The sequence below is a fragment of the Sphingobacterium sp. UBA5996 genome, assembly GCF_002429765.1.
Lineage (GTDB): Bacteria > Bacteroidota > Bacteroidia > Sphingobacteriales > Sphingobacteriaceae > Sphingobacterium.
In genome coordinates this window covers 24,097-48,359 of record NZ_DJAS01000030.1, presented here as the reverse complement: position 1 = coordinate 48,359, position 24,263 = coordinate 24,097, and the positions used below count along the sequence as shown (strand labels likewise).

Genomic DNA, 24,263 nt, shown 5'->3' with positions numbered 1-24,263 from the left:
CCCTTGTCGGACAGCTTCTTTAATTACCAGAGACGTGCTTGTGGCTATTTCCCTATTAAAACAGCAGCACCTTCAGGCTGTAATGTCAATTTTATTGTTTTAGCCTTAGAAAGTCGGATTTGTTTTTGTTCAGATGCACGCGCTGTATTGTCTTCGATCAGCTGTACCGTATCTGTGCTAAACATAGGTAATGTTACCGAAATAGTTTTTTCCTTACCCGCTGCGTTGATAGCAGCTACATACCACGTATCCGCCTTCCTGCGGGCAAGTACAACATATTTACCTGGATAACCATCGATAAAAGTTGTCTCATCCCAGAGTGTTGGAACCTGCTTCATAAAATCAATTACATGGATTGGCATATCCTGTAAGTTATTCGGTGTCAAACCAAAATTTTGAACCGGATTTTGAAATATAACAGCGGTTGCTATTTGGAAAGTTTCCGTTGTCTTGCGGATAGTACCACCATTATTTTCGCGGTTATGGCGTTTGTTTAACAAAACCGGACCAAAGTCCATGGCGGCAACCGAGTTGCGGATAAAAGGGTGCAATGTCGCATTAAAAGCTTCCATATCATTTGCATGCTGTGTGAAAATTAAGTTTTCAGAAGCCAATACAGCTTCGCTACCCGCAAAATTCGGGTACATTCGCTCCCACCCTCTAGGTAAAGTACATCCGTGAAATATAACGGTTAATCCATAATCATTAGCATCCGAAAGAATATCCTCGTATAGCTTAAGTGTTTCCTGTTTATCACCCCCAAAAAAGTCGACTTTAATGCCTTTAATCCCCACTTGCTGCATCCATTGCATCTCCGCCTTACGCGCGATGGATGTATTCATTTTATTTTTAGGTGTTTGTGGCGCATCGTTCCAATATCCATTTGAGTTGTACCACAAGCAAATACCGACTCCGCGTTCTTTTCCATAAGCAACCAGTTGTTTAATTTTGGCCTGACCAATCTTTGTATCCCACCAGTTGTCTATTAAAACAAATTCGTAACCCATTGCAGATGAAAGGTCTATAAACTTCTTTTGGTCTTCAAAATTAATACTACCATCTTGCCATTCCAACCAGCTCCATGTCGCCCGTCCGAATTCGTATTGCTTCGAAGGCTTATACTGAGGTTCGACGACATCGAAGGGAATGGTGGTTTCGACAATAGGTTTTAAATTACTTCCAACAGTTAGTGTTCGCCAAGGTGTATAACCAGGTAATGAAATCGTGGGAGCCGCCCGTCCAATCCCATTATTTTCCCCATCTTCTGGAAAAGCTATCTTGTAAAGGCCATCCTTCGTTCCCTCACTTAATTTAGATCCACAATACGCACTTGATACGCCAGTTTCTGAGACAAGTACCCATCCGCGATCTCCGACATGAAAGAGTGCTGGGAAAGTGAAGCCCACACCATATTTTGAAGGAAGTCCCAGATGCTGATCTGCTTCATACTCCTCTTCATAACTTGGTTTTGTCTTCATCCAACCGATCATCGGAGGAGCCTGAGCTGTCAAAAATGTCGTTGTAAATATCGGAAATTTAAATCCACTCTCTTCTTTTATCAAGGCAAAGTTGGCCGGCTCCCCCATCTGAGGCACATAGTATCTGAACGCAATATTGTTATTGCTTACTCTAAAAGTGACCTCTATCTGCTGCTTTGAAGGATTCTCTAAGCGGTAAAGCAGCTCATTTGCCTGATACGTGACCTGACTACGCTTTATTTTTAATTCGTTATAATTACTGGAGATTTCTGACCTCTTTTCCGCTATTGGACGCAGACTATCAATTAAATTAATCGTACTGCTTTGGAGTCCAAGCGGTGAAGCTTCCAACATAGTCTTTCCACCCAATTCAACTTCATAAAAGAGATTGCCATTTTTGAGATTCAGTTTAACGGTCAAAGCACCATCCGGACTAGATACCGATGTCTGTTGTGCTAAAGCAACTGTGCTGGTTAATGACACCACACACAATAAAATGCACCGCTTCACTGTTGATCGTCTAAAAAGGTGCCTATAAATATTATTAAACATAGATTTATTAAATTGTAGGTCTGTTATTATGCTAAAGATAAGCTTTTTATTTATAAATGTACAACAAACACTTATTATCGGATAGTTCCTTTTCACACTAACTTGTACCACTACGACCGACAAATCATTGTTCTGGATAGAAATGTCTTCATAATGGCTTTTTCTTATCCTATGGCAAGTTATAAAAAACAAAAATGCATTATAATTGTAAAGAAGTAGTGACATTTATTTTTAATCTTAAAATGTATTAACTTATGAATCTAATTATGAACGTGATAGCAATTGCCAGTGTAGCAACTGCTTTCTCAGCGCCCTCACGAGCTGAACTCCCCTCGTTCGTCATTCAGAACCATCAAAGCGTTGCTTTTTTACAAGAAAGACAGACTTTAAAAGATGAGTACGTCGGAACCGACTCGCTACTGCAATACTTTAACCAGACAAGTGCAGAACTTGAAAGACAAGTTGCTGGACTAAGCGAAGCCCAACTTCAGTTTAAACCTGCATCCGACAAATGGTCTATCAGCCAATGTCTTGAGCATATTATCCGCTCGGAACGGATGACATTTGACATGGCGAAGAAGGGCCTAAATCAAGATCCCCAACCTGAAAGAAGGAATGAAATCAAATTGACAGATGAAAATCTCAAGAATGCCCTCACTGACCGGAGCCAAAAATATCAAGCGCCTAAGGAACTTCAGCCAGAAGGGATTTATAAAAATGTAAGAACTGCACTCACTGATTTCAATGCAGCTCGCCAACCCGTGCTTGATTATATTAAAAAGGCTGATGTAGAAGATCTCAGGAATCATGTCAGCGATTCTCCGACTGGTCCCATTGATGGTTTCCAAGCTTTGATGTTTAGTGCCGGACACTGTGCACGTCATACCAAACAGATCGCGGAAATAAAAGCAGATCCAAACTTTCCTAAAAAATAGAAAATGAAGAAACTGACTTATCAAATTAAGATTAATGCTCCTGTCTCACGTGTTTTTAAAACAATGCTCGATAAAGAAACCTATAAACAGTGGACAAGCGCATTCAATCCAAGCTCTGATTTCGAAGGTATTTGGGAGCAGGGTCAAAAAATTAATTTCATCGGAATCAATGAACATGGTGAGAAAGAAGGGATGATCGCTGAGATTGCAGAATATATTCCCAATGCATTTGTATCGATCAGGCATTTGGGAATCTTGAATAAGGGTCAAGAAATATTATCGGGTCCCGCTGTCGAGGATTGGGCCGGCGCACTGGAAAATTATTTCTTTACCCCTATTGAAGGAAACATGGAATTGAAAGTAGAAGTAGATACGAACAACGACTTCATCGACTACTTTAATGAGGTTTGGCCGAATGCATTACAACGCTTGAAAAATCTGAGTGAAATGGAATAAAATAGTATCGCTACTTATTTCCTTTCCCTTTTGTCTCGTTTACTTTTGTTTTTTAACCCTTATGTCAAATATATTGTAATACCGCAACGTGCTATAATCCTGAAGACTCATAAAGTCATAGGTAAGAGGATAATTAAAAATATTTTCCGTTTGCTTTATATAGAGAAGCATATCACTAAGTGCTGTTTCGATGGCTTTTGCTCCTGTTGGATATTGAATAAAGCTGTTCTTTCCGCCACCACGGTAATAGAGCAGTAGCTTACTGCAATCAAGTACCTTAATATCTAATTCATCCAGTGTTTTGTTATCCAATATTTTATCTATGGCTGTATTTAAGCTTACCCGTGTTGAATCCGTTTCTCCCATCAGAATCGTATGCGTACCGTAAGTTACTGAGGAGAGTACGTAAGGAGAATAACCGGCCTTGGTAAAAACAGCCACTTCAGAGTCTGGATAAGCATCATGATATTCCGTATAATCGATAAATAGGGTGAGTTTATTGACATTGCTTACCCGCAGTGTACTATTTGTTTTGTTAATTGTCGTTGAGTCGCCCCTCTTAACCAGCGACAATATTTTTTTGACATCTTTTGAGTTACCGAGATATCCTTGTATTTGGGCATAATCTTCAAACGTACTGGAACTGAATATTATGCTGCTCACCTGTTTCGATTTTTCGAACTTATTTGCATAGTTAAGGACATTATTATAACTAGGTTCAAAAAATCCCAAATCGACAGATGCGTCGTTATGAGATAAAAAATGGAATTTTACTTTTTTTGCCTTAGATTCCAGGCTTTCCAAACGGGGACCTTCTATCGTATCCTTGAGGTGCCATATACCACCTAAGTAAACCTGCTCATCAATGTTGTCATCGGCAAAAAGTTCACTCATCTGTAACTGTACTTTCCGAATTTCGTACTTATCCTTTGGAAAAGTAGGTTCATTTTTCGTGGTATCTGTAGGTACCACCACAGGTGGTTCCACTTTTGGCTCGATTGGATCTTTGGTACAGCTAAGCCATACAAGTGTGCTGATAAGAAGCAAAAGATTTCTAGTAAGCATAATCGCGTTTTAATGGGCTAGTTCTACTATCGGTAAAAATAAACGATATGTATTTATTATCAGAAAAATTAAATTTAATAACCTAAGATAACGTTTATTTTATACAAATCCAACATATATCCAAACATTATTAAATTTTTGTCAAAATAACAACCTCTTAATTTTGCATATAGGATAAAGTATTGTGATGTTGTTAGAACAGCTGAATATTGAAATTATCGAAGAAGTAACGGATTTTTACGCATAAAAAAAGCAGACAAACTCAATTTAAAGAGTTGTCTGCTAAAGTGCCCAGGAGCAGATTCGAACTGCCACGCCCATACGAGCGCCACCCCCTCAAGATGGTGCGTCTACCAATTTCGCCACCTGGGCTTATGATCACCTTTGGTACCACAAAAATAAAGAATTTTCGGTCTTTTACAAGTCGAAAACACCTTTTTAAAGCATTATTTTACTAAATTCCTATTGATCAACGTTCTAATTACACCGTCAACAAGCCCAACTCTTGGTACGATGATTTGTTTAAGACGACCATGCTTCATAATCGTCAGGAAAATTTCACTCGCAGGAATAATTACGTCTGCACGATCTTCGTTTAAACCCAATAAAATTATACGCTCTTTTAGAGAAAATGACGATAAATGTTCATATACAGCTTTTAATTTGGCATAGGATAATGGCCTATCCAATTTTTCATTGGATAGGCGCGCAAGCTTATTAATATTACCGCCCGTACCAATGCCAATCACCTGCTTATACATATGTGTATTACTTCGCACCCATTCTTTCAATTCATCCCAGGTTTCGGCCTTGTCCTGATTGTCCAGAATTCGTATTGTTCCTAAATTAAAAGACCGCGAGTTGACCAAAATGCCATTCGCAAACAACGACAATTCTGTACTACCACCGCCTACATCAATGTAAAGGTAAACTTTATCCTTTTCCATCTTATTATCCCAATGGCTATTGTAAATAATCTCGGCTTCTTTCGCACCTTCTATAATATCGATGTTTATACCGTTTTTCTTTACCTCAGCAACAATGTCAGCTCCATTCCTCGCATCACGCATAGCGGAAGTGGCGCAGGCTATATAATCTTCCACATGATATACGTCCATCAGTTCGCGAAATGCTTTCATTGTTTTCACCAAACTTTCTGCTTTCCGTGGTGATATTTCCTGATGAATAAAAGCATCATCCCCCAAACGAAGTGGAACACGTAGCAGTGTAGTTTTCTTAAAATTATATTGGTCTTTTTGTCCTATAATGTCAGCTATCAAAAGACGAACTGCATTGGAGCCTATATCTATTGCGGCGTATCTCACTTTATATATAATTTCATTAAATTATGCTAAAATAAACACAGTAATTAAAAACTATGTTATACGAATGTTAAGTTATCATTAATTTAACAAATAACAAACGATTATTGCAGGGAGTTTGATCAGACTTAGCCATAAAAAAAGAGTATTCATTTACATGAATACTCCTTTCTTCATTTCTTTAGCCTACTGCTTAGTGGTGATGTTCTTCAACTTTACCACCGGCTAAGGTATAGATTTCTGTCAATTTTTTCAAAGATTCTTCCGAAACATGAATCACATCTTTATTCGTATTGTGCTCCTCATGCGATAATCTTGTATTGATCTCTCCTTGTTTTTCAACCACAAGTGCTAAAAATGCTTTATCGTTGAATGCGGATATACTGTCTGAGCCTATTGACGCTGGAATCTGAAATGCAGGCACCCCGCGTTGTGCGTCGCCAACATGCAATTCCTTTGCTAGATTGTCCAATTCTGGTAACACGGCTACGTATGCTTCTTTAATCTTAGCAGCTACATTTTTCACCTCAGCTGAAGTAGATTGTTTTGCTGCTACATCGGCAAGATTTACCAAGCAGTTTCCATTTTCGCCAACGAATTTAATCATTGCAAATGCATCACCATCTGCTAAGGATGCATTTGCATATTGACGCTGTCTATCTTCAGCTGTTTGTCCACAAGATGCAAATAATGTACCCGCACAAGCCGCAACAATAAATAACTTATTAATCTTCATATCAATTTTGTTAACTATACAAAAGTAGATAAAATATATGTTCTCCGAAACCCTATCCTCGAAAAGAAAGAAAAATTACGCAACATTTCTTCCCGCATTCACAACGCCAAAGATTGTACGCGCTATTAATTTCGAATAATCTTCACGTTGTGCATCCGTCAGCTGATCCGAATTCAATGCACGAATAGCAAAATGCTGTATAACCAATAAGGGCAGCACAATTCCTTCCCGCGCTAAAATAGACTCACGATCCACTGGATAATTCTCCATCAGTTTTGACGTTCCACTAAGTTTCAACAGGTATTCTTTGGTGATCTGATATTCGGCGTACAGTGATTTCCAAAAATCACCATAAATCGGATCGTCTTTCATGTAAGCGGTAATGTCAAAATTGGATTTTGTCATCGACATCATACAGTTATCGATCAATGTCTGAAAAAATCCCGAAGAAACATACAGTTGCTGCACATCCTTCCAAAGGTTATTTTTTTCCGCCCATTGCAGTGCAGTTCCCACCCCATAAAATCCAGGGATATTTTGTTTCAGTTGGCTCCAAGAGGTCACAAAACTAATTGCGCGCAGATCTTCCAACCGCAACTCACGGCCTGAATTACGTTTAACAGGTCTACTTGAAATATTGATCGATGATAACGCTTTTAATGGCGACATGGTTTCCAAATACGGCAAAAATAATTCATTCGTACGTAGATCCATAAATTTATGGTGACTTAGCTCAGCCAGTTTGTCAATGATTTCTTGTTGATGTTTCGTTAATGTGTCGCCCACACGTTGTTTCAAGTCAGAAATAATTCCGGCATGCAACAATTGCTCAATATTAAATCGCGCTGTATCTAAAGAACCGTACTGACTACTGATTGTTTGTCCCTGAATCGTCAACTGAATATGATCATTTGCGATTTCTTTTCCCATAGATGCATAAAAACGTTGTGTTTTTCCTCCACCCCGGGCTGGCGGGCCACCACGACCGTCAAAAAATACCAGATCTACTTCATACTCGCGTGATATCGCCGTAAGTTCGATTTTAGCACGATAAATCGACCAATTCGCCATCAGATACCCACCGTCTTTCGTGCTATCGGAATAGCCCAACATGATCGTCTGCTTATTTCCTCTTCGTTTTAAATGTGCTTTATACTCCTTATTACTGTACAAGGTTTTCATTACATCTGCGGCCCTAGTCAAGTCATCAACAGTCTCGAACAAAGGCACAAAATCTATCGTCAAAGCCTCTTTTTTCCATCCTGACCATAAAAATAGTTGACGGAGTCCCAAGATGTCACTGGCCTGTTGGCAATTACTAATGATAAAGCGTTGTGCTGCTCGCTCAGAACCCGAACGCTGGATATCTTTCAATAATTTTATCACTCCGGAAGTATCCTTCGTCAACGCATCAGCATCCTCTCCTACCGTCAAGTCAAGTTCTTTGAATTTTAATGCCTTTTGCTTATCGCTTTCGCTCAGTGTTAGGTAATCCAATGGCATCCCGGTCTTCTCTTGGTTGTGCTGGATCAGATAATTGGTAGCCTCACGCAATATGCGACTATCTTGTCGGATATCCAATGTAGTGAAAAAACAACCAAAAGTCATCACTTTGCGGAGTAAATCATCAACAATCTCAACGAAAAGACCATTGTGGTATTCCTCTAAAACATTTTTGATTGCTTTTAGATTAGCGATAATATTGTCGGTTTCGTCCACAGGATGATCAACTGGATTAAAGCTATTTTCGTAGAACAATGTTTGCAGATTTTCCATGTATTCTTCAACCCCACGAAAGGTAATTCGCCGCCTAACGATACGAAAATCCCTGTAATAACATCTAAATAAAATAGTACGTAATAGGGCTGCAACTTTCTTGGTGCTCTCAACACTTACGTTTGGATTACCATCTCGGTCTCCTCCCGGCCAAAAGCCCAATTCGATCAATTGTTTCACTTCTTCTGTCTCTACATTCAGTTCATCATCAATAAACGACTGAATCTCCGAAGCGACTTTATAAAACACATTTTCCAAAAACCACGCTAAACTGGCAGCCTCATCTACTGGAGTAGGTTTATTTTTATTGATGAATGGGGTCTTACCCAATTGCTGCAGCAACAAGTGAATACTATGGATATCATTGGTTTTGATTGCATCAATTAGGTCGTTTATAATACCTAATACTGGCCCGGGATAAAACTGGGTAGGATGTGCAGTCAACACGAGACGTACAGAAAAATCCTTCAATTTAGAAACGATCTTACGGCGCATATCATCACTGCCTTCGGCATTCTTAATCAATGCTCCCAAAACGTTTTCATCATCGCCACGGCCGACCATCTGAAATGAAGAATCTTCGATCGCGTCAAATAAGACGACCTGACGCTCTATATATTGAACAAATCGAAACAACAAATCGATACGTTGCTCTTCCGAAGAAAATTCCTCATGCTGATCGAAGAAACTCTTTATGATCTCATCAGGAGTTAAATGTTGATCGACACCCTTTTCACATTGCTTTGCAAAAAATGGCAATAAAGTTCCGGTATCTTTAACACGTTGAAACGGCAATGTTAAAAACAAACTTTTGAAAAGCTCAAAGCGTGTCAATACCTCGTCCTGAAAGACGGCTTCATTTTTACTTTGCTTCATATTTAAATCTTTGAAAGTGGTCAAGAGAGTTTAGGTGACTCTTGAAATTCTGTAATATCTCTGAAATTACCCTATGCCTCCAAATATAATAATATTATATTTAAACAAATAAAAAAATATAAATTGATCAAAAAAACAATTATATTATTATAAACATAATAACAAACACTACTAATATTGCCATCCTGAGTTCACCATCAATATTAAAAATTAAGCTTCTTCATACGAAAGAGGGCTATAAATGAAATAGCGATTTACAGCGCCCATGGAGTAATATCGAAGAACAATTGTTTTTAATATGAAACGCAATTTATCTAAGTTTGTACTATACGTTATGAAACAGACACAAGAAATAAAAAGTTTTTTCTACAGCCAATATTTTGCTGATGGACTCCGAATCACTATCGGATGTATCGTGCCTGTCCTTATATTTGCTACTTTCGGACAGTTTACCAATGGAACAATCGTTTCCTTGGGTGCCCTTCTAGTGGGCCTTTCCGATACACCGGGAGCCCCCAGCCACAGAAGGAAAGGGATGATTGCGGGAGCAATTTTGACTACGTTAACTTTTATTCTGACCAATTTAGTTAATCAAAATGTATATCTACTAGCAGTATTCATCGGCATGGCTTGCTTTATATTCGCCATGTTTGCGGTATTCAATAGCAGAGCTGCCAATGTCGGTCTCATGTGTATTCTGATGATGTTGATTCATGTACAGATTCACTACCCCATCGCCGAAGCCTTCAACTATTTAGGCTTTTATACATTAGGAGGATTATGGTATATCGCCATCAGTCTTTCCATCACCCAGGTTCGTCCTTACCGGTTGGCTGAACAGGAACTATCCGAAACTATCCGTTATGTCGCAGATTACATCCGGCTGAAAGCTAATTTTTACGATGCCAAAATCGATAACGACAAAAATTACCTGAAGCTCATTGACAAACAAGTTGAAGTCAATCAGCATCAGGAAAACTTACGGGATGTACTGTTTCAGAGTAAACGATCGATTAAAGATACCACGAAAGTGGGACGCTACCTAACACTCGTTTTCAACGATATCGTTGACCTCTTTGAGCAAAGTATGGCAGCGCATTATGATTATAACGCCATCAGTGAGCGCTTTGGCCCCACTGGAATATTAGAAGATTTCAAAAATGTAATCTTAAAATACACCAATGAGCTTGATAATTTAGCGTATCAGCTCAATACAAATACTCAGCCTAAACCCTTATATGATTTCGACGCTGATCTCAGCCGTCTTCATGCTAAAATCGATCAGCTGGATAGAAACCAGCAGTACAGCACGTTCGCTTTACGCAAAGTATTAATCAATTTGCGCGATCTTGTCCGCCGAATCAGAAATATATATGGCTATTCACATCTACAGCCCGATGATGTCAAACGAAAAGAAATTGATGATGCAAAACGCTTTGTTCAGAGCTCCGCAATCGATTTAAAAAAGTTTCGTGAAAACCTTACTTTAAAATCGACTATATTTCGACATGCCTGCCGGATGGCAATTGTCATGTCGATCACTTATTATGTGTTTGAAGTAACCAATATCACCAACAATGTATACTGGATCCTGCTCACGATTATGGTGATCTTAAAACCTGGCTTTGGACTCACAAAAGAACGAAATATTCAACGGCTTATCGGAACAACAATAGGTGGGCTCATAGGAGCTCTTATCCTCTTAACCATTCATGACCCCACTGTGCTATTCGTACTGTTGGTATTCTTTTTTCTAACTGCATATAGCTTGTTCCGAGTCAATTATGTTATTGCCGTACTTTTTATGACACCATATGTATTGATTATGCTGAGCTTCGTCAGTGCCAATACCTTGGATGTCACAAAAGAACGAATATTGGATACTTTTATAGGCGGTATGATCGCGTTCCTATCCAGTTATGTTATTTTCCCTAATTGGGAAAGCATGCAAGTCAAGGAATCCATGCGTAAGCTACTGATCGCCAACTACAATTACATCGTTCAGGCGTTGAAAGAAATTGCAGGCCAAGCACCTTCTGTCACCGATTATAAATTGACCCGCAAGGCTGTCTATGTAGAAACAGCCAATATGGGTTCTACATTCCAACGGATGCTGACGGAACCAAAAAAACGTCAAAAATATACGAAGGAAGTCAATAAATTCGTCATATTCAACCATATTTTGGCTTCTTTCTCGGTGACTTTAATGAACCATCTTGACGAAATGGACAATAATTATATCAATAAGGACCATGTTCGGGCAATCCGAAAAATCTTAAGCTCACTTGAACAATCCATTCAGCTCCTACATTCCGAAGATAGTACCAAGGAATTCGTTCCTTTGATCATCGAGATTCCAAACGATCGATTTGCCCATGCAGACACCAGTTCAGTAGATGGACAGCTCCTGACCGAACAGTTAGAATTTTTAAGTAAAATTGCTCAAGATCTACATAAAATAGTTCAGGATCTCCACACCAAAAGCACAACAATGTCAGAAAAAGATCTGCAAAAGGCTTTAAGCTGATTTATTCTATAAAATTATCGACATTTACATCATGAGTGATAGCATGAAACAGTACGACCTGATTATAGTTGGCGGCGGGCCAATTGGCTTAGCTTGTGCCCTAGAAGCGAAAGAATCAAATTTAAATTATCTTATCCTTGAAAAAGGCTGTTTGGTTAATTCTCTTTATAATTATCCACAGAATATGACTTTTTTCTCTTCCTCCGAAAGATTAGAAATTGGAGATATTCCTTTTGTAACAACCAATCCTAAGCCCAAACGGATGGAGGCTTTGGAGTATTACAGACGTATACAGCAAAAGTTCGCCCTAGATACACACCTCTTCGAAGAAGTACTTGATATCAAGCAGGAAGGATCCGGATTTTTGGTTACCAGCAGCAAAAGGATGTATTTGAGCAAAAAAATCATTATTGCAACCGGCTTTTACGACATTCCGATGTTGCTCAATATTCCGGGCGAAGAACTTCCCAAAGTCAGGCATTATTACGATGACCCGCATTATTATAGCAGTCAAAAAGTAATTGTTGTGGGGGCTAGTAATTCATCTATTGATGCTGCGCTGGAAACTTTTCGAAAAGGAGCTCAAGTTTCTTTGGTTATCCGTGGTAGCGCAATTAGCCATCGGGTAAAATACTGGGTAAAACCTGATATTGAAAATCGAATTGCTGCGGGGGAAATTAATGTCTATTATAATAGCTGCTTGACCGAAGTAACACCGACTTCCGCGCACATACAAACCCCAAAGGGTACTATCGAACTCGAAAATGACTTTGTGCTGGCATTAACGGGTTATCGACCCAATTTTGATTTTTTGAAAAAGATCGGGATTGATATTCCACTAGAAGCGCCTTGTATTCCAAGTCATAATGAAGACACGATGGAAACAAATGTAGCGGGAATCTATCTAGCAGGTGTGGTTTGTGGCGGCTTAAACACTCACCTATGGTTTATTGAAAATTCACGAATCCATGCCAAACAGATTATCGGACACATTCTTCAATCAACACTTACTTAACCTGAAATCGTAGGCCATTTAAGAAGATTTTCATCATTTTCTTTTGCAAACTGAGGATATGATCGAATTCCTCTTTTGTGGGAAATAACATGTTTTTCATATCCTTCAGTATGCCCATACGCATACCGAACAGCGAGTATAAAAGAATTCTCGCCGTTTCATTAATATCTTCAACCTGTATTTCTCCAGCATCGATGCCGATCTTCAGAATCTTCTCAATAATTTCAACTTCCCGAAGATAAGACTCTTTAAACACCTGCTCCAATTCATCGGGAAGTTCTTTCACCATCTTCATGGTATATTCAAACAAATTATAATATTGATTGATAATTTTGACACGCATATCAATGGAGTACATCATGATTTCCTCGAAGTCGCCTCCCCTCCCTATGACATCCTCCAGATCCTCGATCATTTTATCAATTACATATTCGAAGACAGCAGAATATAAGCTATTTTTGTCTGGAAAATAGTAATACAGCAATGCTTTTGAAAAATTGAGATCTTTAGCTATTTCCGACATCGTTGTCTTAGCCATTCCGAAGTGTGCAAAGCGCCTTGTCGCAGCCTCTAGAATTTTGATTCTTTTTACATCTGCATTACCCATTAAACTTATATTTTTTATCGTTAAATAAACGGTTTATACTATCTTTACCGATTATCATGCTAAAGATAGCTGATTTTTTTGAATTTCTGAAAATTAAAGTCAATATGGAATTAAACGTTCAATCGAATATTTCTTTGAAACCTTTCAATACGTTTGGAATAGAGGAAAAGGCAAATTTTCTCATTGAAGTGAATGATAATGAAACATTGACCGAAATTTTTAAAAACAACATTTTTAAAGACAATTTTTTTGTTTTGGGAGCTGGAAGCAATGTTTTGTTCACCAAAGCTTTCGAGGGATATATCATCCGCATGACAAGCAAAGGCATACAGTCAAAAATTGATGGCAACGATGTCTATGTAACAGCGCAAGCGGGAGAAATCTGGAACGACTTCGTCTGGTATTGCATTGAGCATAATTACGCTGGGGTCGAAAACATGGCGCTGATTCCTGGAACTGTAGGCGCCTCTCCTGTTCAAAATATAGGTGCATATGGGGCAGAATTAATGTATATCTTCCACGAATGCCAGGCTTTTGATACACGTACAGGTAGCTTTATACGATTCCAGAAAGAAGATTGCTGCTTTTCCTACAGGGATAGTATCTTTAAAACAGCACATAAGGGCCGGTTTATTATCACTCAAGTAACCTATAAACTCAGCCTAATCCCTCATATCAATACAAGTTATGGCGCAATAGAAGTGGAGCTTGATAAAGAAAATATAACCAATCCAAGTATCGCCGACGTTGCAACCGTTGTCTCCAAAATACGCGTGGAAAAGCTTCCCGACCCGAGTACAGTCGGAAATGCAGGAAGTTTTTTTAAAAATCCCATAGTCACTGAATCATTCTTTGCTACGCTCCAAAAAGAATACCCAACTATTCCGCACTATCCCATGCCCAATAATGAAACAAAATTAGCTGCAGGATGGTTAATAGAGCAATGCGGTTGGAAAGGAAAAACATATGGACAAGCGGGTGTATGGAAAAATCAAGCACTTGTACTAATAAATAGACAAAACGCTAGTGGACAGGAAATTTACAAGCTGTCGGAACATATAATAAGCGACGTAGCCGATAAATTCGGCGTTACGTTAGAGCGTGAGGTAAATTTATTATAAAAACCGCTAACTAATCCGTTTTGACTTTCCACAAATAAAAGCGGGTTAGAAAAACGCTTCAAAGCACCATAGAATCACTTTTAGCTAATTTTATTTACTTAAAGTTAGCCATAAGACATTTTTATTGGCCTTAAAATAACCTTAAAATTACATTAACAAATCATATTTTATCATTTTTGGCGCATTATTTGCCTCATACTTAATGAACCTCATTTTATAAACTTACTGTTTTGTAAAAAGAACAGTTATAATTCATTAAGCTATGACTAAGAATGAATTTGACACCATGGTGATTGAGCAATCTGACTCATTAAAACTCTACGCCAGAAATTTTACCAGTGATTACGAAGATGCAAACGATCTCGTTCAGGATACAATTCTGAAAGCTGTAACCTATTTTAAAAATTTCAGAGAAGGAACAAATTTAAAAGGATGGCTCTATACCATCATGAAAAACACGTTTATTAATAATTATAGACGCATTGTAAAAACAAATTCCTTCATCACGAAAGATCAGGATATTTCTAATGCAAACCTCCTCTTGTCTGCTTCCTCCAATCAGGGAGAAAGTAAATTTGTACTGCAAGACATCCACGAAGCATTATCAAGTCTTTCCGAAGAGTATTATATCCCCTTTACATTGTACTTTGAAGGTTTTAAATATCATGAGATATCTGAACACCTCAATATCCCCATCGGAACAGTAAAGACAAGAATACATGTAGCCAGAAAATTAATGAAAAGATCGCTATCGGCGTATAAAGTAGCCTAGTTTTTATATCTTCGCCATCTTAACATTACTAATGGCAGAGGAATTATTAGAATATAGCAAAAGTCAATTGGCTTTAAGGAACGGCTGCGACAAACCGCAGATCTGGGTTGCCTATCGTGGATACATTTATGATGTCGGCGAAAGTAGACTGTGGAAAAATGGCATGCATTACGAGCATTGGGCTGGACAAGATCTAACTGAGGAGCTTCAAGACGCTCCTCATTCAGACGCTGTATTTTTAAAATTCCAAATTATCGGAAAACTGAAAGATAAGTGATTATAAATTAAACTGAGACAGGGCTACAAACGCGTTCAATCGCTTTTGTATGTCCTCTTGAGTGAGGCTAACCAAGCGATCTGTTCCAAATTTCTCTACACAAAATGAAGCTAGCGCAGAACCGAAAATCAACGCATTCTTCATATTTGTAAAGTTTATACTTTTTACTTTCGCTAGATATCCAATAAAACCTCCTGCAAAGGAATCACCTGCACCGGTTGGATCGAAAACATCTGCCAGGGGAAGTGCCGGAGCAGAAAAAATCTGATTCTCACCGAAAAGAAGTGCACCGTGCTCACCCTTTTTAATAATTAAATAGCGCGGCCCCATTTCTAAAATAACTTTTGCAGCCTTAACAAGAGAATATTCGCCAGATAGTTGTCTGGCTTCTGAATCATTTATAGCTAATACATCCACCTTCAGAAGAACCTTTCTTAAGTCATCCATCGCAACATTCATCCAGTAATTCATTGTATCGAGTACAACTAACTTCGGCTTGTGTTTTAAGCGCGCCAAGGTTGTCAATTGTATTTGAGGGGTAAGGTTACCTAAGAGAAGATATTCACAATCCTGGTAGCTCTCTGGAATAATGGGGTCAAATTCAGCCAATACATTTAAGTCCGTAGCTAAAGTATCGCGGCTATTCATGTCATTATGATATCTGCCCGACCAATAAAAAGTTTGCCCGCCATTTATCACCTGCACGCCCGTTACATCTATACCACGGTTCTTGATAAGATCAAAATGGTCGTTTCCAAAATCTTCTCCAACAACGCTGACCAACTTGATTTGATCACACAGATAGGATGCCGCCAGACTTGCGAATGTGCCGGCACCACCTAGAATTTTGTCAGTTTTACCGAACGGCGTCTCTATTGTGTCGAAAGCCACCGTACCAATAATTACTAAACTCATAGTCTTTTTATAAGCATGGTAAACAAAAAAACCGGCATAAAGCCGGTTTAAATATTGCTCCTGAAGCTGGGCTCGAACCAGCGACCCTCTGATTAACAGTCAGATGCTCTAACCTGCTGAGCTATTCAGGAATTTAATCCCGAGAAATTACTTTCTCATTGAGTGTACAAAAGTAGTACATTTTAATTTGTTATGCAAATAAAATTATTGCATTGCTGCTCCTGAAGCTGGGCTCGAACCAGCGACCCTCTGATTAACAGTCAGATGCTCTAACCGGCTGAGCTATTCAGGAATGAAAAATTGAATAGTATAGATAACCCCGGTTATGTAAGTTATCGCATTGCTCCTGAAGCTGGGCTCGAACCAGCGACCCTCTGATTAACAGTCAGATGCTCTAACCTGCTGAGCTATTCAGGAGTATTTTTCAATTTTTCCGGAGACCCTATTGCGTTTCCGTGATGCAAGTATCGGAAGATTATTAGAATACTACAAATTTTTTGAGCACATTTTTTACAACTTCCTAAATTCCAATTAGAATAATTTATTTTTATTTTCCCACTCCACTTTAAAAAACCCCTTTCTCAGCTTCGAAACGAACTTTACTGTTCTTTTGTTAGCGAAGAATATGAACATATCCATCACTAATAATGCAAATTCGATCCCACTTAAAGCAATACATCTTTCAAAATAAGCGTAGCCACGCTAAAATAAATCAACAAGCCGGTGACATCGACCAAAGTCGACACAAAGGGTGCCGACGAACTCGCAGGATCAGCTCCTAGCCGCTTCATCACAAAAGGCAACATAGATCCCATTAGCGACCCCCATAGTACAACACCGACTAAGGATAAAGAAATAACCAACGCAACCAGTACCCAGTACTCCCCATAGCTATGTGCAAAAGACTGCCAAGCCATGATCCTTACAAAACCTAATGTACCCAAAATAAGTCCCAAGAGCAAGCCCGATATGATCTCCCTGCGCATCACCCGCCACCAGTCGCCTAGCGTAACTTCCCCCAAAGCCATAGCCTGAATAATCAATGTCGACGCCTGTGAACCACTATTCCCACCGCTGGAAATAATAACAGGCATCAGCGCGAATAACATAATCGCACTCGCCATTTGCTCTTCAAAATGTTCAATCACTGTCGCTGTCAAAAGTTGCCCAAGAAAAAGCACAATAAGCCAACCGGCTCTCTTCTTCACCAAGTTCTTAATCGATACATCCAGATAGGGCTCATCCAATGCCTCGGTTCCCCCGATACGCTGCATGTCTTCGGTATACTCCTCGTTGGCAACCCAAAGAATATCATCAACGGTAACAATCCCCAACATCACGCCATGTTCATCAACAACAGGCAAGGCCACCCGATTATTCATCCGGAAGATGTTGATTGCTTCCTCCTGCGGGTCATAAGCATTTAACGATATTAAGCGATGATCGATCAATTCCCCAACCACTGTATCGGGCTCCGCCATCAATACATCTTTGATGCGTATATCATCAATTAGCTTACCCGCACCATCAATCACATACAATACATCTATCGTCTCAGAATCCCTTCCATAACGCCTGATATGACCCAATATCCGCTCAATACTCCAATGCTCTTTTACGGTGATATAATCAGGGGTCATTAAGCGTCCAACACTATCCTCCGGGTACCCTAGCAGCGCCAATGCCTCAACGCGATCTTTGGGCGGTAACAATAAAATTAAATGCTTGATATCATCCTTCATTTCGGAAAAAAATGAGGTACGATCATCCGGTGGTAACTCGTTAATTAGGGCGCTTATTTTTGCTTTAGAAAGCTTTTTAAAAATCCTGTTCTGCGTAGGAAAATCCAGGATACGAAAAACGTTTACTGCACGGTTCAAATTTAATGACTCTATAAATAGCGAACCATGTTCGGGCAGTTCATCAATCAGCTCCTCTACTTCAGAAATATTCAATTCATTCAAAAATTCTTCCAGACCAACAACATCTCCACTTGCTATCAATTGCTCTATTTGATTCACCTGCATTTCCAGTTCTTCCATATCTCCTAATCCATTTAAAAAATCCTACATCTACACAAAATTTATATGTTACAAAAATCGCTTTTTTAAAGCAAATTCTGCATAAAAAAATAAATAATAAAATGCAGTTATTGAGCAAGGTATTTCGCATGCACATCGTAATTGCAATCCACCTCTCAACACAAAAACAAGACATTATGTCATTATGTAGAAAAAGGCTAATCTAATTACATGATCACCTCTAATAGGTACAATGTGAAAAGGAAAAGATATGACCTATCTATTTAAAACTTACTACGTGACTTTCCACAACAAAAAAAATGAATTCAGCACCCGTTCACGCACAAATCCAGTGCAAGTGCCAAAGCAATAAAGTCAGAGAAACCGATTAAAAAAAGCGATCAAATTTTTAGTGCAAAATCATTGAATCGCCAATTATTTAAGTATATTCGTCGTGTGCTTTAACCTGTTAAGTAAAGGAACATTCAAGTAATATCCTAAACACTTTTCAAGCCTATTTTAGACAAAAAAAATATAATAAAAAAAAGAAATTAAAAATATACAAACATCTAATATTCAATAGTTAAATACTAAATATAGAAACTTAAAGTTGACATATAAAGGAAAAATAAAACTAAAAAAAATAGCAAAACCCTCATATATGAAAAATAATGAATCATAAACATATAATTATCAGTTTATTAACATCAATCACATTAACCATATCTTCAAAAAAATCTTTTGCTCAGTTTTTTGAAGATAGCCAAGCACCTTCAAGCCAAAAATGGCTGAAGATTGAGACAGCAAATTTTCAACTTATTTTCCCAGCGGAAATGAAGGACAAAGCCCCCACCCTAGCGGATCAACTTAGCCGATCACTCCGTGCAACTTCAAGAAACTATAAAATTAAACCTAGAAAGATTCCCTTCATTATTCACAACACCAACCTCCAAACAAATGGTTTTGTCCAGTTATCGCCGCGTAAATCTGAGTTATATAGCACCGCTGGAGCAGAGCCCGACAACCAAACTTGGTTACCCAATTTGATCCTTCACGAGTCTAGGCACGTCAATCAGTTTGACAAATTGACAGAAAAATTACGCGCACCATTTTTTGAGCAGCTCGCTCTTGCTTACTATGGACTGACTGTTCCTTCGTGGTACTTCGAAGGCGATGCCACCCTGACGGAGACCCTATATTCTGAAGGAGGAAGGGGAAGATTACCCGCTTTTGAAATGCCGATAAAAGCCAACTTTCAAACAAATCGTAACTATAGTTTTAATAAATATTTATTGGGATCCTATAAAGATATCGTTCCCAGTTACTACACAATAGGCTATCTGATGACCTCGACGTTAAAATCAGAATTGCCGCCAAATTATGAAGCGGATCTCTTTTCAGAACTAAATCGAAAACCACTGTTCCCTTATAATATCAATCGTGTCTTAAAGAAAAAAATCGGTGGGAATAGCGCCTATCTATACCGTAAAACTATTGCAAATTTGGACACAATATGGAAGACAAAAACAGCCAATTATCACTACAAAAAATACACAGAAATAGACAAAAAAAACAACCGATATTATAACAGCAATTTATTGCCGAAATACAAGAATGGGACGATCTATTTTATCCGGGAAAATCCACAAAAGACAAACGCTATATATACTTTTGATACGTCAACAAAAGCAGAAAATATGCTGGTTAAAACGGGCATCCAACTAACGGCACATTTCGATGTAAATAGTCACTACATCATGTGGGATGAGCTTCACAAAGACCCCCGTTTCAATAAGCGAACATATAGCATCATTAATATCATGAACCTCCAAACAGGAAAAATTAAACAGATTACCAAGCAATCTAGATATTATTCACCTGTTTTTAGCCCATTAGAGGAGGTCATCGCTTGCGTCGAAGTAGATTTATCCAACGATAGTTATCTAACGCTAATAAGCCTTAAAAACAACACTGTCGTCAAACGGATCAAAATAAGTGATGCTGAACAGCTCCAACATCCTGCTTTCAACGCCCAAGGCGACAAAGTTATCGCTATACGATTGTCACAAACAGGAACTGCTATATGCGAAATTGATCTAAAAAGTGATAAAATTACTAACCTAACAGCTTGGGGGAGTCAGCAATTTGAGCGACCACAATACCTTTCGAGTACGAAAATTATGGCAAAAGCAAACTTTAATGGTATCGACAACATCTACACAATAGACCTTTTAACCGGCAACAAGGAACTTCTGACGAAGGCACAGTTTGGCGCATTTAACCCATTTTACGATAAAGAAACTAAACAATTATTCTTCAATGATTACCAATTTGATGGTTATAAAATCGGTCAAACATCTATTGACACCTCATTTGCTATTGCTCCCGAAACGGATTATTTTTCACACTACTACGCTACTGCATTGACCAAAGACAGTGTCAAAAACATCGCTTCAATCCCAGTAGATACCAGTCAGTATAGCCAAATCGTCCCCTATAATGGTCTCGGACGAACCTTCAATTTTCATAGTCTTTCCTTAAGCAGCAGTAATTTTGAGAGTTTTGACAACTTTAAACCTGGCGTGTTCTGGTTGTCAAACAACATCTTAAACACCACACAAATTGCATTAGGATACGAATACGATACGGATATTCGAAAAGGAATATATTCCGCCGAACTTACTTACAATAAATACTTTCCAAAATTTTCCTTGCGTTACGAAAACAGGGGGCAGATCGCCGCGGCAAGCATCCCTAACAAACCGGATAGCAGCATCCGCTTTGACTGGAGGGAGCATTATATATCCTCACAAATCGCTATCCCCATTTCCTTTTACAGAAGAGACTACATCTATTCCACCGGTTTCAACCTGGCTACCGCCTATCTTAAACGTTATGATCTGAGCCGTACCGATGTCAAAAATTTTAATGATGAAACCGCCTTTCCATTGACATACCAGCTTTATCTCAATCGCAACGCCCGAATGGCCAGAATGGATCTTTACCCAAGATGGGGGCAAAATATGAGTGTCACCTATCGACATACGCCCTTTGAAAACCACGCAAAAGGTGATATCCTATCGGCACGAACAATATTTTATCTTCCAGGGTTTAGGAGCAATCACGGTTTTCAGATCCGATTGAGTGCCCAAACAGGATCGGGAATTTATCAATATATCAACGATATCCCTTTAGTGAGCGGATTTAGCTATTACAAATATGAAAAAGTAAAAAATACCGTATTGGTCAACTACCGTTTTCCAATAGCTTATCCCGACCTTGGATTAGGGTCACTGGCTTATATTAAGCGCGTAAAAGGCGGAATGTTCGCCGACTATCAAAATATTCACAAACACACTGACGTTTCACCAAAAAGCTTCGGCGCATACGTTTCACTTGACTTTAACGCCTTCAGATATCCGCTTCCGGATTTCGAATTCATCATTAAGGGAACCTATATCAATGACAACACGACAACGCAACGTATAGTTCCAACATTCAGTCTAAGTTACAGCTACTAAGGGTGGATCGCCCAATTAAAATTGAGTGCCAACGCATAATGATCCGACAACGGCAGCCCCTTGACATTTGTGAATAGATTGTTTTCTATATTATAGTCCCGGGCAGCAAGACTGAGGTCACTGCTACTCCTGTAAAGAATCTTATCAATGGATTCGCTCTGATTACATATCGACAACATATGCTGGGGTTTAAACTCGTGGCGAGCCTCTGGCACTAAGCCCCCATTTTCCAGTTCAACCCAGCTATCAACCAAAGCCGTTGAACCCATAAAATCATGCAGATTATCATCACAAAAACTATAATGTGCATTAAAATCGCCCATCACAAGAATTGACCTATCGCCCGAATGTTCACGGATATAATCGCGCAACTGATTCAGATTATCGCGACGTGCACTTGAAGCTTTTCTGCTATTTTGTGCATTTGCATGGACATTGTAGACATCCAGCCAGACATCAGGCACAATCTCCACTTGAACAAAAGTAAAGCCCTTGGGTGTTAAAAAATCTGCCCCCGTACGTTTTTTCCATGGAATACGGATAACATCAGTCATTGGGAAATGAGACAGGGTATTTAAACCATCACCAAAGGGAACACGGCCCTTTGTTTTTGTACGATATGGATGTAAATTACCGCCTAAATACAAACTTCTATTGTAGTTAAAATCTTCCTGCACATTCACGATATCAAAAGGATTGATCTTCCTTCCAATTTCGGCAATACTCCTGCTTCTACCTGTAATTGCCGACGAAATAATCCCGGGTAATCCCGCGACATTATACGTCAGCACTGAAAAAAAACCGGAACTTATTTTTTCTCTATTCTTATTTGCATCCATCGATATCTGCATATATAACCTTGTCTGATAAATTTAGCAATTACAATAAAAACTCACGAGTACTGTACAGATAATTAACGGATAATTGATATAATCTGACATTACATCCATAGTTCAGCACGAGCGATAGCGCGATCCATAAAATAAAAAAGGGACAACCCAATGCTGTCCCTTTTCCAAAAAATTCAATTTATATTAATCTTCGAGTGCCTTTACGCCAGGAAGCACCTTTCCTTCCATGTATTCCAAAAGAGCACCACCGCCTGTACTGACATAACTTACATCTTCAGTCATACCGAATTTACTTACAGCAGCAGCAGAATCACCACCACCTATCAAAGAAAAAGCTCCGTTCTTCGTTGCTTCCACAACTGCATCAGCCACCGCTTTAGTACCTTTTGCGAAAGTATCAAATTCAAACACACCCATTGGACCATTCCAAAGAACTGTTTTAGAATTTTTGATGATCGACGCAAAGTTTGCTGCAGAATCCTGACCAATATCCAAGCCTTGCAAATCTGCAGGAATTTGATCATTTGGTCCATCATATACATTGGCATCATTCGAGAATGCATCTGCTATCTGCGCATCAGTAGGAATAACTAAGTTTACACCTTTTTCTTTCGCCTTTTGAACAAGCTCATTCGCTAAATCAAGTTTGTCCATCTCAACCAATGACTTACCGATTTCTCCACCTCTGGCTTTAATAAATGTATAGGCCATACCTCCTCCTATAAGAAGATTATCAACTTTATCCAACAGCGCCTCGATCAATTGAATTTTATCTGAAACTTTCGCTCCTCCCATAATTGCAGTAAAAGGTCTAACCGGGTTATTCAATACTTTCTCTGCATTTCCAACCTCGGCTGCCATCAGATAACCACTATACTTAGCTGCGGGAAAAAATTGGGCAACAATTGCTGTCGAAGCATGCGCTCTATGTGCCGTACCGAAAGCATCATTTACATAGACATCACCTAATTTTGACAACTTTTCCGCAAATCCAACATCTCCTTTTTCTTCTTCTTTATAGAAACGAAGGTTTTCGAGCAACAACACCTGACCAGCCTGTAAAGCCGCAGCTTTTTCTACAGCCTCTGTACCGATACAATCATTGGCAAACTGAACATCAGTACCTAAAACCTGAGAAAGATGCGCAACAATATGTTTTAATGAATACTTATCAGTAGGACCGTCTTTTGGCCTTCCTAAATGGGACATCAATATCACGCTTCCACCATCATTCAAAATCTTCTTTATTGTTGGAGCAGCACCCTGGATACGATTATCATCCGTAATATTGAAATTTTCATCCAACGGTACGTTGAAATCAACACGTACCAAGGCCTTTTTACCTGCAAAATTTAAATCGTCTACTGTTTTCATTATGTAACTTTATTGATTTTAGATTAGTCATTTTGTCAAACGACCAGCTAAATATAAAAAAAAGCA

General features: G+C 38.9%; 18 protein-coding genes and 4 tRNA genes. 8 read left to right on the top strand and 14 right to left on the bottom strand.

The window, feature by feature from the left end:
• Positions 1-44: 44 nt before the first annotated feature.
• Entirely contained in the window at positions 45-1,961 is a 1,917-nt protein-coding gene (locus B3E00_RS21180; protein ID WP_293939952.1) for a glycoside hydrolase family 97 protein, read from the bottom strand.
• Positions 1,962-2,284: 323 nt separating this feature from the next.
• Between B3E00_RS21180 and B3E00_RS21175 the strand changes: the two genes are divergently transcribed.
• Together B3E00_RS21175 and B3E00_RS21170 are read left to right on the top strand one after the other, a co-directional pair.
• Positions 2,285-2,965: a DinB family protein gene (locus B3E00_RS21175; protein WP_293939950.1), complete on the top strand. Its 681-nt coding sequence runs from the start codon at positions 2,285-2,287 to the stop codon at positions 2,963-2,965.
• 3 nt (positions 2,966-2,968) lie between these two features.
• Positions 2,969-3,421, top strand: a complete 453-nt coding sequence (locus B3E00_RS21170) for an SRPBCC domain-containing protein (protein ID WP_293939948.1) — start codon at positions 2,969-2,971, stop codon at positions 3,419-3,421.
• 39 nt (positions 3,422-3,460) lie between these two features.
• Here the strand turns inward: B3E00_RS21170 and B3E00_RS21165 are convergent, their stop codons facing one another.
• The 5 genes from B3E00_RS21165 to B3E00_RS21145 form a co-directional block, all read right to left on the bottom strand.
• Positions 3,461-4,486, bottom strand: coding sequence for a hypothetical protein (locus B3E00_RS21165; protein ID WP_293939946.1), 1,026 nt, complete (start codon positions 4,484-4,486; stop codon positions 3,461-3,463).
• 288 nt (positions 4,487-4,774) lie between these two features.
• A tRNA-Leu gene (locus B3E00_RS21160) sits at positions 4,775-4,858 on the bottom strand.
• Between the two features lie 74 nt (positions 4,859-4,932).
• Positions 4,933-5,811, bottom strand: a complete 879-nt coding sequence (locus B3E00_RS21155; protein WP_209576038.1) for an exopolyphosphatase — start codon at positions 5,809-5,811, stop codon at positions 4,933-4,935.
• A 190-nt stretch (positions 5,812-6,001) separates the two neighbouring features.
• Positions 6,002-6,544, bottom strand: a complete 543-nt coding sequence (locus tag B3E00_RS21150; RefSeq protein WP_293881724.1) for a hypothetical protein — start codon at positions 6,542-6,544, stop codon at positions 6,002-6,004.
• Between the two features lie 75 nt (positions 6,545-6,619).
• Entirely contained in the window at positions 6,620-9,196 is a 2,577-nt protein-coding gene (locus B3E00_RS21145; protein ID WP_293881722.1) for a phosphoenolpyruvate carboxylase, read from the bottom strand.
• A 334-nt stretch (positions 9,197-9,530) separates the two neighbouring features.
• On the opposite strand from B3E00_RS21145, the gene B3E00_RS21140 reads away from it, so the two are divergent.
• Positions 9,531-11,723, top strand: a complete 2,193-nt coding sequence (locus B3E00_RS21140) for an FUSC family protein (protein WP_293939944.1) — start codon at positions 9,531-9,533, stop codon at positions 11,721-11,723.
• Positions 11,724-11,766: 43 nt separating this feature from the next.
• Positions 11,767-12,738 carry a YpdA family putative bacillithiol disulfide reductase gene (locus B3E00_RS21135; protein WP_293881719.1) on the top strand — a complete coding sequence of 324 codons (972 nt, stop codon included), beginning with the start codon at positions 11,767-11,769 and terminating at the stop codon, positions 12,736-12,738.
• Here B3E00_RS21135 and B3E00_RS21130 read toward each other — a convergent pair.
• Positions 12,731-13,345 carry a TetR/AcrR family transcriptional regulator gene (locus B3E00_RS21130; protein ID WP_209576044.1) on the bottom strand — a complete coding sequence of 205 codons (615 nt, stop codon included), beginning with the start codon at positions 13,343-13,345 and terminating at the stop codon, positions 12,731-12,733. The genes B3E00_RS21135 and B3E00_RS21130 overlap by 8 nt on opposite strands.
• A gap of 104 nt (positions 13,346-13,449) precedes the next feature.
• On the opposite strand from B3E00_RS21130, the gene murB reads away from it, so the two are divergent.
• From murB to B3E00_RS21115, 3 genes are all read left to right on the top strand, one after another.
• On the top strand, positions 13,450-14,466 hold the full coding sequence (murB, locus tag B3E00_RS21125; protein ID WP_293881716.1) for a UDP-N-acetylmuramate dehydrogenase: 1,017 nt from the start codon (positions 13,450-13,452) through the stop codon (positions 14,464-14,466).
• Positions 14,467-14,728: 262 nt separating this feature from the next.
• Complete coding sequence (locus B3E00_RS21120; protein WP_293881714.1) at positions 14,729-15,238, top strand: RNA polymerase sigma factor; 510 nt, start codon at positions 14,729-14,731, stop codon at positions 15,236-15,238.
• A gap of 31 nt (positions 15,239-15,269) precedes the next feature.
• Positions 15,270-15,515 (top strand): cytochrome b5 domain-containing protein, encoded by a 246-nt coding sequence (locus B3E00_RS21115; RefSeq protein WP_209576049.1) that lies wholly within the window; start codon positions 15,270-15,272, stop codon positions 15,513-15,515.
• On the opposite strand, the gene B3E00_RS21110 is transcribed toward B3E00_RS21115, so the two are convergent.
• The 5 genes from B3E00_RS21110 to mgtE form a co-directional block, all read right to left on the bottom strand.
• A complete protein-coding gene (locus tag B3E00_RS21110; RefSeq protein WP_209576051.1) occupies positions 15,516-16,430 on the bottom strand; it encodes a PfkB family carbohydrate kinase in 915 nt (304 codons plus the stop codon).
• A gap of 57 nt (positions 16,431-16,487) precedes the next feature.
• A tRNA-Asn gene (locus tag B3E00_RS21105) sits at positions 16,488-16,561 on the bottom strand.
• Positions 16,562-16,648: 87 nt separating this feature from the next.
• Positions 16,649-16,722, bottom strand: a tRNA-Asn gene (locus B3E00_RS21100).
• A 51-nt stretch (positions 16,723-16,773) separates the two neighbouring features.
• Positions 16,774-16,847: transfer RNA gene (locus B3E00_RS21095), tRNA-Asn, on the bottom strand.
• A gap of 248 nt (positions 16,848-17,095) precedes the next feature.
• Positions 17,096-18,472, bottom strand: a complete 1,377-nt coding sequence (gene mgtE, locus B3E00_RS21090; RefSeq protein ID WP_293881708.1) for a magnesium transporter — start codon at positions 18,470-18,472, stop codon at positions 17,096-17,098.
• A gap of 650 nt (positions 18,473-19,122) precedes the next feature.
• On the opposite strand from mgtE, the gene B3E00_RS21085 reads away from it, so the two are divergent.
• Positions 19,123-21,972, top strand: a complete 2,850-nt coding sequence (locus tag B3E00_RS21085) for a hypothetical protein (protein WP_293939941.1) — start codon at positions 19,123-19,125, stop codon at positions 21,970-21,972.
• Here B3E00_RS21085 and B3E00_RS21080 read toward each other — a convergent pair.
• Positions 21,969-22,823 carry an endonuclease/exonuclease/phosphatase family protein gene (locus B3E00_RS21080; RefSeq protein WP_293939939.1) on the bottom strand — a complete coding sequence of 285 codons (855 nt, stop codon included), beginning with the start codon at positions 22,821-22,823 and terminating at the stop codon, positions 21,969-21,971. The two genes, B3E00_RS21085 and B3E00_RS21080, sit on opposite strands and share 4 nt — an antisense overlap.
• Before the next feature lie 183 nt (positions 22,824-23,006).
• Entirely contained in the window at positions 23,007-24,197 is a 1,191-nt protein-coding gene (locus B3E00_RS21075) for a phosphoglycerate kinase (protein ID WP_293939936.1), read from the bottom strand.
• Positions 24,198-24,263 lie beyond the last annotated feature (66 nt).

Bases quoted from the DNA above. Each gene is read 5' to 3' on its own strand.
- B3E00_RS21110 (WP_209576051.1), bottom strand. From the start codon at position 16,430: ATGAGTTTAGTAATTATTGGTACGGTGGCTTTCGACACAATAGAGACG.
- mgtE (WP_293881708.1), bottom strand. From the start codon at position 18,472: ATGGAAGAACTGGAAATGCAGGTGAATCAAATAGAGCAATTGATAGCA.
- B3E00_RS21150 (WP_293881724.1), bottom strand. From the start codon at position 6,544: ATGAAGATTAATAAGTTATTTATTGTTGCGGCTTGTGCGGGTACATTA.
- B3E00_RS21135 (WP_293881719.1), top strand. From the start codon at position 11,767: ATGAAACAGTACGACCTGATTATAGTTGGCGGCGGGCCAATTGGCTTA.
- B3E00_RS21165 (WP_293939946.1), bottom strand. From the start codon at position 4,486: ATGCTTACTAGAAATCTTTTGCTTCTTATCAGCACACTTGTATGGCTT.
- B3E00_RS21175 (WP_293939950.1), top strand. From the start codon at position 2,285: ATGAATCTAATTATGAACGTGATAGCAATTGCCAGTGTAGCAACTGCT.
- B3E00_RS21115 (WP_209576049.1), top strand. From the start codon at position 15,270: ATGGCAGAGGAATTATTAGAATATAGCAAAAGTCAATTGGCTTTAAGG.
- B3E00_RS21075 (WP_293939936.1), bottom strand. From the start codon at position 24,197: ATGAAAACAGTAGACGATTTAAATTTTGCAGGTAAAAAGGCCTTGGTA.
- murB (WP_293881716.1), top strand. From the start codon at position 13,450: ATGGAATTAAACGTTCAATCGAATATTTCTTTGAAACCTTTCAATACG.
- B3E00_RS21080 (WP_293939939.1), bottom strand. From the start codon at position 22,823: ATGCAGATATCGATGGATGCAAATAAGAATAGAGAAAAAATAAGTTCC.
- B3E00_RS21170 (WP_293939948.1), top strand. From the start codon at position 2,969: ATGAAGAAACTGACTTATCAAATTAAGATTAATGCTCCTGTCTCACGT.
- B3E00_RS21130 (WP_209576044.1), bottom strand. From the start codon at position 13,345: ATGGGTAATGCAGATGTAAAAAGAATCAAAATTCTAGAGGCTGCGACA.
- B3E00_RS21085 (WP_293939941.1), top strand. From the start codon at position 19,123: ATGAATCATAAACATATAATTATCAGTTTATTAACATCAATCACATTA.
- B3E00_RS21140 (WP_293939944.1), top strand. From the start codon at position 9,531: ATGAAACAGACACAAGAAATAAAAAGTTTTTTCTACAGCCAATATTTT.
- B3E00_RS21145 (WP_293881722.1), bottom strand. From the start codon at position 9,196: ATGAAGCAAAGTAAAAATGAAGCCGTCTTTCAGGACGAGGTATTGACA.
- B3E00_RS21120 (WP_293881714.1), top strand. From the start codon at position 14,729: ATGACTAAGAATGAATTTGACACCATGGTGATTGAGCAATCTGACTCA.